Genomic DNA, 15376 nt, shown 5'->3' on the forward strand with positions numbered 1-15376 from the left:
GAGAACCCATGACCGAAACCCCCACGACCACCGCGCGTCCCGCGGACATCCGGCTCGTCGTCCTCGACATGGCCGGCACCACCGTCGCCGACGGCGGTCTGGTCGAGCGGGCCTTCGCCGCTGCCGCCGCCGAACTGGGCGTCGCACCCGGCTCGGCCGGCCACGCCGACAAGCTCGCCTACGTCCGCGCCACCATGGGCGAGTCGAAGATCTCCGTCTTCCGGCACCTGTTCGGCACGGAGGAGGCCGCCCAGCGGGCCAACACCGCCTTCGAGAACGCGTACGACGACCTCGTCGACGGCGGGCTCGTCGCCCCCGTGCCCGGCGCCCGTAAGGCGATCGAGGAGCTGGCGGCCGACGGCCGCACCGTCGTCCTGACCACCGGCTTCGCCCGCGTCACCCAGGACGCCCTCCTCGACGCGCTCGGCTGGCGCGGCCTGGTGCCGCTCACCCTGTGCCCGGCCGACGCGGGCGGGCGCGGGCGCCCCTACCCGGACATGGTCCTGGAGGCGTTCCTGCGCACCAAGGCCGCCGAGGACGTGCACCAGGTGGCCGTCGTCGGCGACACCTCCTACGACGTGCTCAGCGGCGTGCGCGCCGGGGCGGGTCTGGTCGCCGGCGTGCGCACCGGGGCGCACGGCGACGCCGAGTTCCGCGCCGCGGGCGCCACGCACGTCCTCGACTCGGTCGGCGCCCTGCCCGCCCTGCTGCGGGGAGAACGGTGAGATGAGCATCCGCTTCGACTCCGTCACGGTCGCCTACGACGGCAACGTCGTCCTCGACTCGCTCGACCTCACCGTCGCGCCCGGCGAGGTGATGGCGCTGCTCGGGCCGTCCGGGTCCGGCAAGACCACCGCGCTGCGGGCGGTCGCCGGCTTCGTCCGGCCCGTGTCGGGGCGGGTGCTCCTGGGGGAGCGGGACGTGACGGACCTGCCTCCCCACCGGCGGGGCATCGGCATGGTCGTGCAGCAGTACGCCCTCTTCCCGCACCTGCGGGTCGAGGACAACGTGGCCTTCGGCCTGAAGGCCCGCCGGGCCGGCCGGGCCGAGATCCGCGCACGGGTCGGCGAGGCCCTGGAGATGACCGGGATGGCCGCCCACGCGCGCCGCCACCCCCGGGAGCTGTCCGGCGGCCAGCAGCAGCGCGTGGCCATCGCCCGCGCCCTCGCCATCCGCCCCGCCGTCCTGCTGCTCGACGAACCGCTGTCCGCGCTGGACGCCCGGCTGCGCTCCGGCATGCTCGCCGAACTGGCGCGCCTGCACCGGGAACTGCCCGACGTGTCCATCCTGTACGTCACCCACGACCAGATCGAGGCGCTGACCCTGGCCGACCGGATCGCGGTGATGGACAAGGCGCGGCTGCGCGCCTGCGGCACGCCCCGGGAGCTGTACCGGGCCCCGGCCGACGAGTTCACCGCGTCCTTCGTCGGCAACGCCAACCTGCTGCCGGTCACCGTGACGCCCCGGGGCGCCGCCCTCGGCGACGCCGAGCTGACCCTCGACACGGCGGGCGCGGCGGCCGGGACGCGGGGCACCCTGTGCGTACGCCCGCACCTGGTCGGCCTCGGCGACGGCCCCAACCGGCTCACCGGCACGGTCAGCGAGATCCAGTGGCGCGGCTCGACGCACCGGCTCCACGTCGACGTCGCCGGCCATCCCGTGATGGCGGACGTGCCCGAACTGCGGCGGCCCCCCGCCCGCGGCGACACCGTCAGCCTGCACTTCGCCGCCGAGGACGCGGTGCTGCTCGCCGCGGGGGTGAGCGGCGATGAGCACTGAGCCGCTGACCACCGCGGCGCCCGCCCGGGTGCCGGGCCCGGGTGCCGCCGCCCCGGCACCCTCCGCCGCGGTACGCGCTCCCCGGGGCGCCCGGCGCCTCCTGTGGGCGCTGCCCCCGGTCGCGCTGCTCGCCGTCTTCTTCCTCCACCCCCTCGCCCTCGTCGTCCAGCAGTCCTTCCGGCCGGACACCGGCGGCACCTCCCTGAAGCCCTACGCCGACGTCTTCGCCTCGGCCGCCTTCCGCGAGGCGCTGTGGACCACCGTGTGGCTGGCGCTCGCCTCGACCGCCGGCTGCCTGGTGCTGGGCTTCCTGCTGGCGCTGGTCATCGCCTTCGTACCGTTCCCCGGGGCGAAGGCCGTCGCCCGGTTCATCGACGTCTTCCTCTCCTTTCCGTCCTTCCTCATCACGCTCGCCCTGCTGTTCGTCTACGGCCGCACCGGCCTGGCCAACGGCCTGTGGACGCAGGCCGGCGGCGCCCCGGACGGCCCCTTCCAATTCCTGGCCACCCCCTGGGGCGTGCTCCTGGCGGAGATCACCTACTTCACGCCGTTCGTGATGCGCCCGCTGCTCGCCGCCTTCACGCAACTGGACACCGCCCAGCTGGAGGCGGCCAGTTCCCTGGGCGCCCGCGCCCCGCGCATCGTCCGGCAGGTGATCCTGCCCGAGGCGCTGCCCGCGCTCGGCGCCGGCGGCTCCCTGGTGCTCGTGCTGTGCCTCAACGAGTTCGGCATCGTGCTCTTCACCGGCGCCAAGGGCGTCACCACCCTGCCGATGCTCGTCCACGGCAAGGCGATCCTGGAGTCCGACTACCCCGGCGCGTGCGTGGTCGCCGTCGTCAACGTCCTGATCTCCGTGGGCCTCTACGGCCTCTACCGGGTGGTGAGCCGTCGTGCTGGTGCATAGCCGGGGGGCCCGCCGGGCCGTGTGGACGGGGTTCCTCGTCCTCTTCCTGCCGCTGTTCGCGCTGCCCCTCCTCGTCGTCCTCGGCGCCTCCTTCGCCACCCACTGGTCCGGTGTCCTGCCCTCGGGCCTCACCACCGGCAACTACCGCGCCGCCACCCGCGGCGAGGCCCTCGGATCACTGACCACCAGCCTCGTCACCGCCACCGTCGCGAGCCTGCTCGCGCTGGCCGTGGGCACCTGGGCCGCGCTGGCCGCAGCCGCCCTGAAGAAAGCCCACCGCCGGGTGCTGGACGCGCTGTTCGTCCTGCCGGTCGCGGTGCCGTCGGTGGTGGTCGGACTGTCGGTCCTGGTGGCGTTCTCCAAGCCGCCGATGCTGCTCAACGGCACCCGCTGGATCGTGATCGTCGCGCACACCGTGCTGGTCACCGCCTTCGCCCACCAGTCCGTGTCCGCCGCGATCGTCCGCCTCGACCCGGCCTACGAGCAGGCCGCGGCCTCGCTCGGCGCCCGGCCCGCGTACGTGCTGTGGCGGGTGCGGCTGCCGCTGCTGCTGCCCTCGCTCACGGCCGCCGCCGGCCTCTGCTTCGCCCTGTCCATGGGGGAGCTGAGCGCCACGATGATGCTCTACCCGCCCGACTGGACCCCGCTGCCCGTGCTGATCTTCGCGGCCACCGACCGGGGCGCGCTCTTCACCGGTTCCGCCGTCGCCGTGGTGCTGATGGCCGTCACGCTGCTGGTCCTGCTGGCCCTCTCCCGCGTCCGCACCCGGGCGAACCACCGCTGACCCGCGCCCCTTCCCTCCCCTCCTCCTCCCTCCCTTCCCGCCCCCTCCTTCCCCCGTCTCCGCCGTCCGCCGCCGCAAGGAGTCCGCCCCGCCATGCCCAGGAACACCCTCAAGCTCGCCGTCGCGCTCGCCCTGCTCGCCACCCCCCTGCTGTCCGCCTGCGGCGGCTCCTCCTCCGCCGCCGACGACAAGTCCGTCACCGTCTACAGCGCAGACGGCCTCAAGGGCGAGAACGGCGACGGCTGGTACGACAGGGTCTTCAAGGACTTCGAGAAGCAGACCGGCATCAAGGTCGAGTACGTCGAGGGCGGCTCCGGCGAGATGGTGCAGCGCGCCGTGCGCGAGAAGGCCAACCCGCAGGCCGACGTGCTGGTCACCCTGCCCCCGTTCATCCAGCAGGCCGACGGCAAGGGCCTGCTGCAGAAGTACGTCCCGCGGGGCGCCGGCCAGGTGGGCCCCGCCGACAAGGCGGCCGACGGCACCTGGACCTCCGTCGTCAACAACTACTTCGGGTTCGTCTACGACAAGAAGGAGCTGAAGCCCGCCCCCACCACCTGGGAGCAGCTCCTGGACCCGAAGTTCAAGAACCGGCTCCAGTACTCCACGCCCGGCGTCGCCGGTGACGGCACCGCCGTGCTCGTCAAGGCCATGCACGACTTCGGCGGCAAGGACGCGGCCCTGGAGTACCTGAAGAAACTCCAGACCAACAACGTCGGCCCGTCCGCCTCCACCGGCAAGCTCGCGCCCAAGGTGGACAAGGGCGAACTCCTCGTCGCCAACGGCGACGTCCAGATGAACCACGCCCAGTCCAGGACCATGCCGAATCTCGGCATCTGGTTCCCGGCCCGGCCCGGCGGCAGGCCCACCACCTTCGCCCTGCCCTACGCCGCCGGGCTCGTCACCAAGGCCCCGCACACCGAGAACGGCAGGAAGCTCCTCGACTTCATGCTCGCCCGGCAGGCCCAGCAGCAGGTCAGCGAGATCGGCGGCGGCTTCAGCGTCCGCCGGGACGTCCACGCCACCGACGCGAACGCCACCGCGCTGTCCGCCCTGATGAAGGGCGTGGAGGTCTTCCGGCCCGACTGGTCCGACATCGACGAGAACCTGACCGCGTACGTCGAGGACTGGAAGCGGGCCACCGGCAGCTGACCGCCCGGCCGGGCCCCGGCCCCGGAACAGCGCGGCGCTGAAGCGTTCCGGCAAGATCCGGTCACTGGTTAGGCTGGGGCTCACGCAGGTCCGCGTACGGCAGGAGAGCGAAACCCATGGCAGACCGCAAGCCCATCGAGTCGTGGCTCACCGACATGGACGGTGTCCTGATCCACGAGGGTGTTCCGATCCCCGGCGCCGACGCCTTCCTGAAGACGCTGCGTGATTCCGGCCGGCCGTTCCTGGTGCTGACCAACAACTCGATCTACACCCAGGGCGACCTGCACGCCCGGCTGCGCCGCATGGGCCTGGACGTGCCGGAGGAGAACATCTGGACCTCCGCGCTGGCGACCGCCCAGTTCCTCGACGACCAGCGGCCCGGCGGCAGCGCCTACGTCATCGGCGAGGCCGGCCTGACGACCGCGCTGCACGACATCGGCTACGTCCTCACCGACCACGACCCCGACTTCGTGATCCTCGGCGAGACCCGGACGTACTCCTTCGAAGCCCTGACGAAGGCCGTGCGGCTGATCAACGACGGAGCCCGGTTCATCGCCACCAACCCCGACAACGTCGGCCCCTCCGTGGAGGGCGACCTGCCCGCCACCGGTTCGGTCGCCGCCCTGATCACCGCGGCGACGGGCAAGAAGCCGTACTTCGTGGGCAAGCCCAACCCGCTGATGATGCGGGCCGGGCTGAACGCGATCGGCGCCCACTCCGAGACCTCCGCCATGATCGGCGACCGGATGGACACCGACGTGCTCGCCGGTCTGGAGGCCGGGATGCGCACCTTCCTCGTGCTGACCGGCGTGACGCAGCCCAAGGACGTCGACCGCTACCCGTTCCGCCCGTCCGAGGTCATCGACTCCATCGCCGACCTGGTGGAACGCGTCTGACACCGGGCCCGGCGCGGCCCCTGGCCCGCCGGTCACCCGTACGGAGCAGTAACGGCCGGTCGCGGATGCGGTCCCGGGCTCCGTGACGTCTCCTGGTACCGGAGGTGTCACGATGGGTTCGCTGCGCCTGACTCTGTGCACAGGGCTGCTGGTGGCCGGTGCCTTCGCCCCGGCCATGGCCCCCGCCACGACCTCCGGCAGCGTCCAGGGAGCGGCTGGGGCCGGCGGCGGCCGTGCCCCGGCGTCCGCGCCGCCCGCCCCCGGCGGCGCCGTCGCCGTCCCCGCGCAGGCGCGCCCGGCCCCCTCCGCCCCCGCGGACCCGCACGCCGTCGCGGCCGCGCCCGGCATGGCGCACGCGGTGACCGGACTGGTCCTCGCGGGCGCCGCGGCGGCGGCCGTCGTCCTCCTTCCCCGGGCACGCGGCGCACGCGGTGCACGCGGCGCGGCCCGCCCCGGGGACGACGGCGCCGACCCGCACGGCCGCCGGCGGAACGAGGACTGAAGGACGGGATCACGATGTCCGACACCGAACTCCCGAGCGTCACCGAACGCCTGCGCGGCGCCGGTCTCCCGAACATCACCGAGCGGTCCGGCGGCACCGATCTCCCCAGCGTCACCGCCCCCCTGCGCGTCACCGAACGCCCGCGCGTTCCCGCACGGCCCGGCGTGACCGAACGCCCGTGCGTCACCGCGCGCTCCGGCGGCACCGGTCTCCCGAGCGTCACCGATCGTCTCCGTGGCCTCGGCCGTCTCGTCGCTGGGCTGGTCTGGGTGGTGCTGCTGCTGGCGCTGTGGCAGTGGGGCGGCGCGTCCGCCGAGGCAGGGCGCCGGCCGGCCGCGCCGACGACCGGCGACATGGCCGCCGTCGGGCGTCCCGCCCAGGACCACCCCGCCCGGCGCCCCGAACTCCCCGGCCCCGCCGTCTCGGTGTACCTGCCCCGAACCGGCCCGTGAGCGTGCCGCCGCCTGGCAGCATGGAACGCGCGGAATGCGGGAGGTGCGGCCGTACGGCCCGGTGCGCCGAGGGGGAGACGTATGCACGGCACGAGGCGGGCGCACTCGCACGCCCCCGCGGCGCGGACCCGGGCGTGCGCGGTGCTGCTGGGGGCGGCGCTGCTGGTCACCGGGTGTTCCGCCGGGAGCGGGGGAGGAGAGGGGGCCGGCGGTGCGGGGGCCGCGATCACCCAGCGGCCCCGGGCGGCCGGCCCGTTCTGGGTCGACCCGGACAGCCGGGCCGCCCGCCAGGTCGCCGCCTACGCCGAGGCGGGACGGACGGCCGACGCCGAGCAGATCCGCAAGATCGCCGAACAGCCGACCGGTGAGTGGATCGGACCGGAGAACCCCGAGCGGGAGGCGCGCGGCTTCACCGAGGCCGCCGCCCGGGCCGGCCGCACCGCCCTGCTCGTCCTCTACGACATCCCGCACCGCGACTGCGGCCGGTACTCGCGCGGCGGCGCCGCCGACGGCGACGCCTACCGCGCCTGGGTCGACGGCGTGGCCCGCGGCATCGGCGACCGCGCGGCCATGGTGGTCCTGGAGCCGGACGCGGTGCTGCACATGGTGGACGGCTGCACCCCGCAGCAGTACCAGGAGGAGCGCTACGACCTCCTCGAGGGGGCCGTCGCCACGCTCAAGACGCTCAAGAACACCAGGGTCTACCTGGACGCGGGCAACGCCGGCTGGGGCCGGCCCGACCAGATCTACGAGCCGCTGCGGCGGGCGGGCGTGGACCGGGCCGACGGCTTCGCCGTCAACGTCTCCAACTTCTACTCCACCGGTGCCTCGCTCGCCTACGGCAAGGACCTCTCCGCGAAGGTCGGCGGCAAGCACTTCGTCATCGACACCAGCCGCAACGGCAACGGCCCCTACACGCAGGGCGATCCCGGCGAACGCTGGTGCAACCCGCCCGGCCGCGCCCTCGGCGAGGCCCCCACCACGAAGACCGCCGCCCCCCTGGTCGACGCCTATCTGTGGGTCAAGCGCCCCGGTGAGTCCGACGGCACCTGCAAGGGCGGCCCGGCGGCGGGCGACTGGTGGGACACGTACGCGCTCGCGTTGGCGCGGGCGAGCGGGTAGCCGCGCGGCGCGGGTCCCCCGGGACGCCCCGCGCGAGGGAGGGCACCCCGAAGGGCCGCGCGGAACGGCGGGGCCGGGCAGGGAGACCTAGGGAACCTTCACCCACTGCGCCTTGCTGGGTGTGCCGTGGCCGTCGTCCACGAACAGCATGTACCAGCCCGACTGCACCAGGTTCCGGTTCTTCGGGACCGTCACCGTGACCTTGTCGCCGGAGGCGTGGAAGTCCAGCGCGATCGAGCGCTGGTCCACGTCCGTGACGTGGGTGGAGGCGCTCGGCCGGATCAGCCGGGCCTTCCTGATCCCGGTGGCGTGCCGCGAGGTGAAGGTGCCCGACGTGCCCCGCGCGATGGTCCGCGGCCCGCCCGACAGCGAGGGCCGCGTGCCCCGGTACAGGTAGGGCGGTGTGTAGATCTCGATGCGCTGCTCGAACGTGCCCGGCCTGGTGCCGGCCTTGTCGCCGTAGAGCGGGTCGGAGCCGAAGAACATCACCCGGCCGTCGGGCAGCAGGATCGAGCCCGCGTGGTAGTCACGTCCCACCAGCGGGTCGGCGACCCGGCGGAAGGCGTTGGTCCGCGGGTCGTAGATGCGGGCCTGGAGGATGTCCGAGCCGCCGCGGCCCCGGTAGTCCTTCGAGCCGCCGGAGACCAGCACGGTGTCGTCGGGCAGGACCGAGGCCTGCGGGTAGCGGGTGCCCTCGGCCAGCGCGGGACCGTCGGTGAAGCGCGGGTTCCTCGCCTTCAGGCCGATGAGGCGGGTCTTCCTGCTGGACAGCCGGGACTCGCCGACCCCGCCGCCGCCGATGACCAGGAACCTCTCGTCCTGGGCGGGCGGCAGGAGCACCGTGCCGGACGTCTCCAGCATGCTCGCGTCGCTCATCCCGGGCAGCTCGGTGAACGCGTTGCTCGCCACGTCCCAGATTCCCGGCTCGCGGCCGACGTCGTCGGGACCGTACCCCGCGTTCGAACCGGAGTAGAAGATCCTGCCGTCCTGCATCAGGAACAGCGCCGGGTAGGTGGGGAACTGACGGGTCTTCGGGGTGTACGTCCACTTCCGCGTGCCCGGGTCGAAGATCTCGTTCTTGCCGGGAACCAGCTGGCCGATGTCGTCGAGGCCGGAGACGCCGAGGACCCTGCCGTCGCCCAGCGTGGTGAGCGTCGGGTACCAGCGGGCCTCGTGCATCGGGTCGGCCTTGATGTACTTCTCGGCGACCGGGTCGAACTCGTAGGTGTCCCGGATCCCCTGGAAGTCCTTCTTGTCCAGGGCGAGCTTCTGCGCGATGCCGTAGGTGTTGCGAGCGTCGGCGCCGGCCAGGCCCTGGATCCGGTAGTTGTCCTGGGTGCCGGTCTCGTAGCGGGCGCCGCTCTTCTGCGCCTCGACGTAGATCCGGCCGAGCCCCGCGGTGGTGCCGAGGAACTTCCCCGTCCCCCGGTCGAAGTTCTTCCGCGCGCGCGGCACGAGCACCGGGTCCCGGGAGACGAACGTCCTGCCGTTCGCCTTCCCGGTGAACCGCGTCCCGGCGGGCAGCGTGACCGGCTTGTCCGGGTTCTCGTTGTGGACGATCATCAGGCCGCCGGCCTTGGTGACGTCGCCCTCGAGCTTCTCGTACCGCTTGGTGCCGCCCGCGATCAGGATGCTGCCGTCGGCCAGCTGGGTGTGGCCGGTGCAGAACAGGTCGTTCGGCGTGGGTACCTTCCTGACGGTGCCCCTGACCGGGTCCCACACGCGCGAGTCGAACTTCCTGGCGTCGAAGTTCGCCTGGTTGTTGCCCGAACCGGCGACCAGCAGGACCTTGCCGGTGTGCAGCAGCACGGCGTGGATGGTGTCCTGCCGGTACTCCCTGGGGAACTCGACGACGTCCCAGTGCCCGTTGGCCGCCTTGTACCCGGGCTGGTCGATCTTGTACCGGTGGTAGCGCTCGGTGCCGAAGCGGTAGAGCCACGGCCCGTTCATCCCGGCCAGGGCGAGCACCACCACCGCCCCGATCCCGATCCGGCGGGCCCGGCGGAGGCCGGCCTGGTCCCTCATGCGCTCCGTCCTCCCGTTCCGTGCCCCGCGTACGCCGGTGGCACGGCGTCCCGCGGAGCGTCCTCCCGCTCCGCCACCACGGGCGCCGGAGCCGCCCCCGGTCCGGCGGGCGCCGGGGCGCGCCGGGCGCGCCGCAGCGACCAGCGCCAGACGGCCACGGGCGAGACGGTGATGAGCAGGGCGAGCCCGGCCCAGGTGAGCATCGCGGGATGGGCGTGGCCGCGTGCGAGACCGGCCGCGATCGAGCCGCCGAAGACCAGGACGAAGAACCAGTGGACGCGGAACGTGCCGAACAGGGTGTCGGGGCTCGCCGACTCGCCCTTCGGCGTCACCACGAACCCGCTCCGGCGGCGCAGCACCGCGTCCACCAGGGAGCGGGCGTAGATCGGCGCCGACAGCGCGGACATCACCATGCCGGCCACCCCGCCCGACCCCTCGGGCTCGTGCGGGGAGACGTTGTGCCGCCGGTTCCAGACGTACAGGCCGATCTGGAGCGCGGACGCGTTGCCGTACAGCATGAGCCACACGGCGGGGTCGATGTTCACGCCGGAGGCGCCGAGGCCCAGGAAGAGCGCGCAGCTCAGCGCGGCCAGGATCCAGTTCAGCGCGGACATCGGATAGAAGATGACCAACATGGTGTAGTGGAGGAGCCGGCCCGGCGGCAGGGAGCCGAAGCCCTTCCAGTACTGCTTGAGGATCGTCTCGTACGTCCCCCGGGACCAGCGCAGTTGCTGGGTGAAGAAGTCCGTCCAGGAGTTCGGCCCCTCGCCGACCGCGAGCACGTCCGGGGTGTAGACGGACTTCCACCTGCGGCCGGTGGCCGGGTTCTTCGCGCGGTGCATCTCGAACCCGGTCGCCATGTCCTCGGTGATCGAGTCGTACAGGCCGCCGATCTGCTTGACGGCGCTGATCCGCACGGCGTTGGAGGTGCCGACGAACATGGGCGTGCCGTAGCGGTTGCCGGCCCGCTGGATCAGCGCGTGGAAGAGGAACTGCTGCGACTCGGCGGCCTTGGTGACGAAGGTGTCGTAGTTGCCGTAGACCTGCGGGCCGATGACGAAGCCGACGTCCGGGTCGCGGAAGTAGCCGAGCATCCGCTCCAGGTAGTTGGGCAGCGGGACGTGGTCGGTGTCGACGGAGGCGAAGAAGTCGTACTCGTCCCCGTGCGCCTGGAGCCAGGCGTTGTAGTTGCCGTGCTTGGTCCGCGCGCGGTGCGGGCCGCTCGGCCGGTTCCAGCGCTCGACGCCCTTGCGGGTGAAGTGGTGCACGCCCAGGCGCGCGCAGACCGCCTTCACCTCGGCGTCGTCGCCCTCGTCGAGCAGCCATACGTGCATGACGCCCCGGTGCCGCAGCCGGACGGCCGCCCGCAGGGTCCGTGCGACCATCTCCAGCGGTTCCTTGCCGGGCACGAAGGTGGTGAGGAAGGCGACGCGGGTACCGCCCTCCGGCACCACCGGGACCGGGTCGCGGGCGACCAGGGTGGCGTGCGCGTTGGACAGCACGTTCAGGCAGCGGAAGAACTCGATCAGACCGATCGAGACGAGCATGACCCCGTCGAGGACCGGCAGGAAGCCGTAGGCCGGGTGGTCCCGCTCGGTCCAGTGCTGCGGCCGCATCAGCCAGGCCAGCAGGACCAGGGAGATCAGCGGCGCGGCGGCCGGCATCAGCGCGGCCCGCAGCCGGTGCGGCTCCTGCGAGAGCAGCGAGCGGTACCGCACCTGGTAGGGCCGGTCCGGGGCGGGCCGGGTGAGCGGGCCCGCCAGGCGGCTGTGGTGCTCGTAGTCGTATCTCGGCAGGGTGCTCCTGATCCCGCGGAACGCGCCGGTGGTGCTGCCGGTGCGGCGCGCCGGCCCACGCGGCCGGGTCGTCTCGGACGCGTCCCGCGGGTGCCGGGCGCCCGGCGGCGTCGACGTCATGACTCATCCCCCCACACGCCGGTCAGCGCGTGTTGATCCGGTTTCGTACCGGTTGCATGGCTGCCCGCCTCCGCTGCCGACGACGCAACGGGAGCCCTTTTCCCCCGCATCGGGCAACGCGTTCAAACGATCTTTCGAAAAACCTCGCGCCCCCCGGCACCGCTCCCGCGGCTCCCCGCCGCCTCCCGTGACACCGCACGGCGCCCAACTGCCGCTGGAATCCGGCATGGTGGCGGCAAGGGGGCGGCCGCTCAGGGCGATCGCAAAATGCCAGAAGCGGAGTCAAAGGCCCATATGCCTGCAAGAGGTGCGGGCGCACAGAAGTGCGAGCGAGCGGCGGCGAGGGCGGGTGCGGGCGCGCGGGGGAGTCCCGCCGTGCGTGGCGTGGGCGCGCGCAAAAGAAGACGGCGGTCATGCTCGCGCTTTCCGCGAACACGACCGCCGTCGTCACCGTGCGCCGCCAGGGACTCGAACCCCGGACCCGCTGATTAAGAGTCAGCTGCTCTAACCAACTGAGCTAGCGGCGCCTGCTGACGTGGACAACTTTACAGGACGCGGTGAGGTGCCTGTGACCACGGCCGGTGCGGCGGACCTGCTCCGGAAGGCGGCGTTTCCATCATTCGGACCGTCAGGCATGCGTACTTCCGGGCCGATTGTGACACTGATCAACGTGCACAGATCCGGACAAGTCCGTATGGAGTGTGACGTGGATCGCATGGAGCTCCCGGCTGACCGGCCGAATCGTTCCTTCCCCCGGCTCATCCAGAACGAGGCGACCACCGAGATCCCTCTCCACCTGCTCTTCCGGGACGATCCCGGTCCCGGCCGGCTCGACCGCGACCCTCCCGCGGACGCCCTCCGGCCCGCCGTGGTGGGCAGCAGGCGCGGCACCGGCGGGCAGCCGCGCCAGCGCCGCCGGGTGCCCGCCCCGGCCGGCCCGGCGCCCGCGGCCGATCCCGGCCTGGTGGAGCGGCCGGCCCGGGTGCTGCCGGGTGCCGCCGGTGTCCTCGTCGGTGCGTGCGGGACGGCGGGCTGCGTGCTCACCTCCTGGTGGGCCGGGGTGCTGCCGCCGATCGCCGCCCACGCGCTGCGGCTGCCGTCCGGTGCGGGCGCGGGGCTCGGCCTGCCGCAGTGGGCCGCGTACGCCGGGGCCGGGGCGCTCGCCCTGTTCGGCTTCGGCGGGCTGACCAGGGGGCGGTCCGGGCGGGCGTGGGTGCTCGGGCTGTTCGGCCGCTACCGCGGGACCGTCCGGCGTGCCGGGCTGCTGTGGATCAATCCGCTCGTGCCGCGCCGTGGCGTCGACGTGCGACTGCGGCACTGGCGCAGCGAGCCCATGCCGGCCGCCGACGCGGACGGGATCGCGCTGCGGGTGGCGGTGCTCGTGGTCTGGCGGGTCCGGGACACCGCGCGGGCCGTGCTCGGGGTCGACGACCACGAGGCGTACCTGCGTGCGTGCGTGGAGGCCGCGCTGGCGCGGGTGACGGTGCGCGGCGCCGGGGGCGTACGGGGCGCGGTGGAGGCGGCCGGGGAGGCGCTGACCCGGTGGGTGGCGCGGGAGGCGGAGCCGGCCGGTCTGGAGGTGTTCTCCGTCCGCCCGGCGCGTGTCGAGTACGCCCCCGAGGTCGCCGGCGCCATGCACCGGCGCGGTGTGGCCGCCCTGGACGCCCGCGACCGGGCCAGTGCCCTGACCTCGGTGGTGGACTCGGTCGAGGACACGGTGACCCGGCTGACCATGCGCGGGCTGGTCGATCTGGACGACGGCGAGCGCAAGGTGCTGGTGCGGGACCTGACGGTGGCGTTCTGCGCCGGACGCCGGGAAACCATCCCGTGATTGGTATGGACATGTTCAATTAGTCGCCATAGCCTGGTCTTTGGTCTAGACCAACGCACACGGTCCTGCTCACCGAACTTCCCCACACGTTCACCAGGAGCGATCCATGCGCACCAAGGCCAAGCTGTACGCGGCCGTGCTGGGCCTGACCACCGCCGGAGCCCTCGTGCTCTCCGCCGGCGGCGCCAGCGGCCACGGCTACACCGACCTCCCCATCAGCAGGCAGCTGCTCTGCGCCGACGGCACGGTGCGGGGCTGCGGCGAGATCCAGTGGGAGCCGCAGAGCGTCGAGGGCCCCAAGGGCTTCCCGGCGCGCGGCCCGGCCGACGGCCACCTGTGCTCGGGCGGCCTGGACCGGTTCGGGCAGCTCGACGGCGCCCGCACCCCCCAGGGCGCCGCCTGGCCCACCACCAAGGTCACCGGCGGTCAGAGCTACACCTTCCGCTGGCAGTTCGAGGCACGGCACGCCACGACCGACTTCAAGTACTACGTCACCCGGCAGGGCTGGAACCAGGACCACGCCCTGACCCGCGCGGACCTCGACACGACCCCGTTCCTGACGATCCCCTACGGCGGCAAGCAGCCCCCGGCCACCCTCAGCCACAGCGGCACCCTGCCCAGCGGCCTGAGCGGCCACCACGTCATCCTCGCGGTCTGGACGATCGCCGACACGGGCAACGCGTTCTACGCCTGCTCGGACGTCACGTTCTGACCCGGCCCGGCCCCGGGGCCCGCCGGGAGCGCGCCCGGGAGCGGTCCGGCGGTTCTCGGGGCTTTCCCTGAGCGACCGGCGCGACCGGCGCGGGCCGCCTCCCGTCCGCGCTTCACGGCCGCCGTCCACGGGGTCTTCTCCGCGTCGGGTGGTCTCCTGCCGTGAGCGCCGGGTGCGCGAAAAGCGGTGAGGCCGGTTCACGTGTGTGTGAACCGGCCTCACCGTTGCGTGCGCCGCCAGGGACTCGAACCCCGGACCCGCTGATTAAGAGTCAGCTGCTCTAACCAACTGAGCTAGCGGCGCATGACTCCCGCCGTCCGCTTCCCGCGGCCGGCGACGAAGAAAATACTACCCGGTCCCCGGGGGTGCTCGTGACCACCACCGGGGACCATCGGGACGGGGCGCGCGACCGTGACCGGGTCCGGTCGCGCCGGTCCGCGGACAGGGACGGCCGGACGACGCCGGGGAGGCCCGCCGGGTCCCGGCGGCAGGTCACAGCACCGCGCTGAGGAACTCCCGCGTCCGCTCCTGCTCCGGGTCCCCGAAGATCTGCTCCGGCGGACCGGCCTCCACCACCCGCCCCGAGTCGAACATCAGCACCTGGTCGGAGATGTCCCGGGCGAAGCCCATCTCGTGGGTCACGCACAGCATCGTGATGTCCGTGGAGCGGGCGATGTCCCGCAGCACGTCCAGGACGCCCGCGACCAGCTCCGGGTCGAGCGCGGAGGTCACCTCGTCGAGCAGCAGCACCTGCGGCCGCATCGCCAGCGCCCGGGCGATGGCCACCCGCTGCTGCTGGCCGCCGGACAGCTGCGCGGGCCGCGCGTCGCACTTCTCGGCCAGCCCCACCAGCTCCAGCAGCTCCCGCGCGCGGACCTCCGCCTCGTCCTTGGACAGGCCGAGCACCGTGACGGGAGCCTCGGTGACGTTCCGCAGCACCGACATGTTCGGGAACAGGTTGAAGTGCTGGAAGACCATGCCGATCTTCTTGCGGATCTCCCGGACCCGCTTCTCGGGCGCCGGGAAGAGCTGCTCGCCGTCGACCATGATGGTGCCCTCGTCCGGCCTGGTCAGCGTCATCAGCAGCCGCAGGATGGTCGTCTTGCCCGACCCGGAGGGGCCGATCAGCGTGACGTGCTTGCCGGCGTCCACGCGGAAGTCCAGGCCGTCGAGGACAGTGTGGTCGCCGAACCGCTTGGTCACGTTCTCCAGCCGGACCAGTTCCCCCCGCCCGGTCAGGGCGGCGGCCCGTTCCTGCCGGGCCCGGCGCACGGAGCCCTCCGCGCGCCCGGCGTTCTCGGGTG

14 protein-coding genes and 2 tRNA genes are annotated in these 15376 nt (G+C 73.1%); 11 read left to right on the forward strand and 5 right to left on the reverse strand.

Annotated elements, in window-relative coordinates:
- Nucleotides 1–8 precede the first annotated feature (8 nt).
- From ABZ719_RS12485 to ABZ719_RS12525, 9 genes are all read left to right on the forward strand, one after another.
- The gene (locus ABZ719_RS12485; protein WP_366725161.1) at nt 9–725 is read left to right on the forward strand and encodes an HAD family hydrolase; all 717 of its coding nucleotides are present in this window, start codon (nt 9–11) and stop codon (nt 723–725) included.
- 1 nt (nt 726) lies between these two features.
- Nucleotides 727–1779, forward strand: coding sequence for an ABC transporter ATP-binding protein (locus ABZ719_RS12490; RefSeq protein WP_366725162.1), 1053 nt, complete (start codon nt 727–729; stop codon nt 1777–1779).
- The gene (locus tag ABZ719_RS12495) at nt 1769–2683 is read left to right on the forward strand and encodes a 2-aminoethylphosphonate ABC transporter permease subunit (protein ID WP_366725163.1); all 915 of its coding nucleotides are present in this window, start codon (nt 1769–1771) and stop codon (nt 2681–2683) included. Before ABZ719_RS12490 ends, ABZ719_RS12495 begins: the two co-directional genes overlap by 11 nt.
- Nucleotides 2670–3467, forward strand: a complete 798-nt coding sequence (locus tag ABZ719_RS12500) for an ABC transporter permease subunit (protein WP_366725164.1) — start codon at nt 2670–2672, stop codon at nt 3465–3467. The genes ABZ719_RS12495 and ABZ719_RS12500 overlap by 14 nt, the downstream gene beginning before the upstream one ends.
- A gap of 93 nt (nt 3468–3560) precedes the next feature.
- On the forward strand, nt 3561–4616 hold the full coding sequence (locus ABZ719_RS12505; protein WP_366725165.1) for a 2-aminoethylphosphonate ABC transporter substrate-binding protein: 1056 nt from the start codon (nt 3561–3563) through the stop codon (nt 4614–4616).
- Nucleotides 4617–4732: 116 nt separating this feature from the next.
- Complete coding sequence (locus ABZ719_RS12510) at nt 4733–5512, forward strand: HAD-IIA family hydrolase (RefSeq protein WP_366725166.1); 780 nt, start codon at nt 4733–4735, stop codon at nt 5510–5512.
- A 112-nt stretch (nt 5513–5624) separates the two neighbouring features.
- The gene (locus ABZ719_RS12515; RefSeq protein WP_366725167.1) at nt 5625–6014 is read left to right on the forward strand and encodes a hypothetical protein; all 390 of its coding nucleotides are present in this window, start codon (nt 5625–5627) and stop codon (nt 6012–6014) included.
- A gap of 14 nt (nt 6015–6028) precedes the next feature.
- Complete coding sequence (locus ABZ719_RS12520) at nt 6029–6466, forward strand: hypothetical protein (RefSeq protein ID WP_366725168.1); 438 nt, start codon at nt 6029–6031, stop codon at nt 6464–6466.
- An 81-nt stretch (nt 6467–6547) separates the two neighbouring features.
- Nucleotides 6548–7588, forward strand: coding sequence for a glycoside hydrolase family 6 protein (locus ABZ719_RS12525; protein ID WP_366725169.1), 1041 nt, complete (start codon nt 6548–6550; stop codon nt 7586–7588).
- An 87-nt stretch (nt 7589–7675) separates the two neighbouring features.
- On the opposite strand, the gene ABZ719_RS12530 is transcribed toward ABZ719_RS12525, so the two are convergent.
- From ABZ719_RS12530 to ABZ719_RS12540, 3 genes are all read right to left on the reverse strand, one after another.
- The gene (locus tag ABZ719_RS12530; RefSeq protein WP_366725170.1) at nt 7676–9613 is read right to left on the reverse strand and encodes a kelch motif-containing protein; all 1938 of its coding nucleotides are present in this window, start codon (nt 9611–9613) and stop codon (nt 7676–7678) included.
- Complete coding sequence (locus ABZ719_RS12535; protein ID WP_366725171.1) at nt 9610–11529, reverse strand: cellulose synthase catalytic subunit; 1920 nt, start codon at nt 11527–11529, stop codon at nt 9610–9612. The genes ABZ719_RS12530 and ABZ719_RS12535 overlap by 4 nt, the downstream gene beginning before the upstream one ends.
- 453 nt (nt 11530–11982) lie before the next feature.
- Nucleotides 11983–12056: transfer RNA gene (locus ABZ719_RS12540), tRNA-Lys, on the reverse strand.
- A 188-nt stretch (nt 12057–12244) separates the two neighbouring features.
- Between ABZ719_RS12540 and ABZ719_RS12545 the strand changes: the two genes are divergently transcribed.
- On the forward strand, nt 12245–13360 hold the full coding sequence (locus ABZ719_RS12545) for an SPFH domain-containing protein (protein ID WP_366725172.1): 1116 nt from the start codon (nt 12245–12247) through the stop codon (nt 13358–13360).
- Nucleotides 13361–13466: 106 nt separating this feature from the next.
- Nucleotides 13467–14072 (forward strand): lytic polysaccharide monooxygenase auxiliary activity family 9 protein, encoded by a 606-nt coding sequence (locus tag ABZ719_RS12550; RefSeq protein WP_037853197.1) that lies wholly within the window; start codon nt 13467–13469, stop codon nt 14070–14072.
- A gap of 229 nt (nt 14073–14301) precedes the next feature.
- Here the strand turns inward: ABZ719_RS12550 and ABZ719_RS12555 are convergent.
- Nucleotides 14302–14375, reverse strand: a tRNA-Lys gene (locus ABZ719_RS12555).
- A gap of 189 nt (nt 14376–14564) precedes the next feature.
- Entirely contained in the window at nt 14565–15344 is a 780-nt protein-coding gene (ehuA, locus tag ABZ719_RS12560) for an ectoine/hydroxyectoine ABC transporter ATP-binding protein EhuA (protein WP_366725252.1), read from the reverse strand.
- Nucleotides 15345–15376: the final 32 nt, after the last annotated feature.

The sequence above is a fragment of the Streptomyces sp. NPDC006743 genome, assembly GCF_040703815.1.
Classification (GTDB): Bacteria; Actinomycetota; Actinomycetes; order Streptomycetales; family Streptomycetaceae; genus Streptomyces.

Excerpts from the sequence above, each read along its gene's own strand:
- ABZ719_RS12530 (WP_366725170.1), bottom strand. The coding sequence starts at position 9,613 with ATGAGGGACCAGGCCGGCCTCCGCCGGGCCCGCCGGATCGGGATCGGG.
- ABZ719_RS12545 (WP_366725172.1), top strand. The coding sequence starts at position 12,245 with ATGGAGCTCCCGGCTGACCGGCCGAATCGTTCCTTCCCCCGGCTCATC.
- ABZ719_RS12515 (WP_366725167.1), top strand. The coding sequence starts at position 5,625 with ATGGGTTCGCTGCGCCTGACTCTGTGCACAGGGCTGCTGGTGGCCGGT.
- ABZ719_RS12485 (WP_366725161.1), top strand. The coding sequence starts at position 9 with ATGACCGAAACCCCCACGACCACCGCGCGTCCCGCGGACATCCGGCTC.
- ABZ719_RS12490 (WP_366725162.1), top strand. The coding sequence starts at position 727 with ATGAGCATCCGCTTCGACTCCGTCACGGTCGCCTACGACGGCAACGTC.
- ABZ719_RS12525 (WP_366725169.1), top strand. The coding sequence starts at position 6,548 with ATGCACGGCACGAGGCGGGCGCACTCGCACGCCCCCGCGGCGCGGACC.
- ABZ719_RS12520 (WP_366725168.1), top strand. The coding sequence starts at position 6,029 with ATGTCCGACACCGAACTCCCGAGCGTCACCGAACGCCTGCGCGGCGCC.
- ABZ719_RS12495 (WP_366725163.1), top strand. The coding sequence starts at position 1,769 with ATGAGCACTGAGCCGCTGACCACCGCGGCGCCCGCCCGGGTGCCGGGC.
- ABZ719_RS12535 (WP_366725171.1), bottom strand. The coding sequence starts at position 11,529 with ATGACGTCGACGCCGCCGGGCGCCCGGCACCCGCGGGACGCGTCCGAG.
- ABZ719_RS12550 (WP_037853197.1), top strand. The coding sequence starts at position 13,467 with ATGCGCACCAAGGCCAAGCTGTACGCGGCCGTGCTGGGCCTGACCACC.
- ABZ719_RS12505 (WP_366725165.1), top strand. The coding sequence starts at position 3,561 with ATGCCCAGGAACACCCTCAAGCTCGCCGTCGCGCTCGCCCTGCTCGCC.
- ABZ719_RS12510 (WP_366725166.1), top strand. The coding sequence starts at position 4,733 with ATGGCAGACCGCAAGCCCATCGAGTCGTGGCTCACCGACATGGACGGT.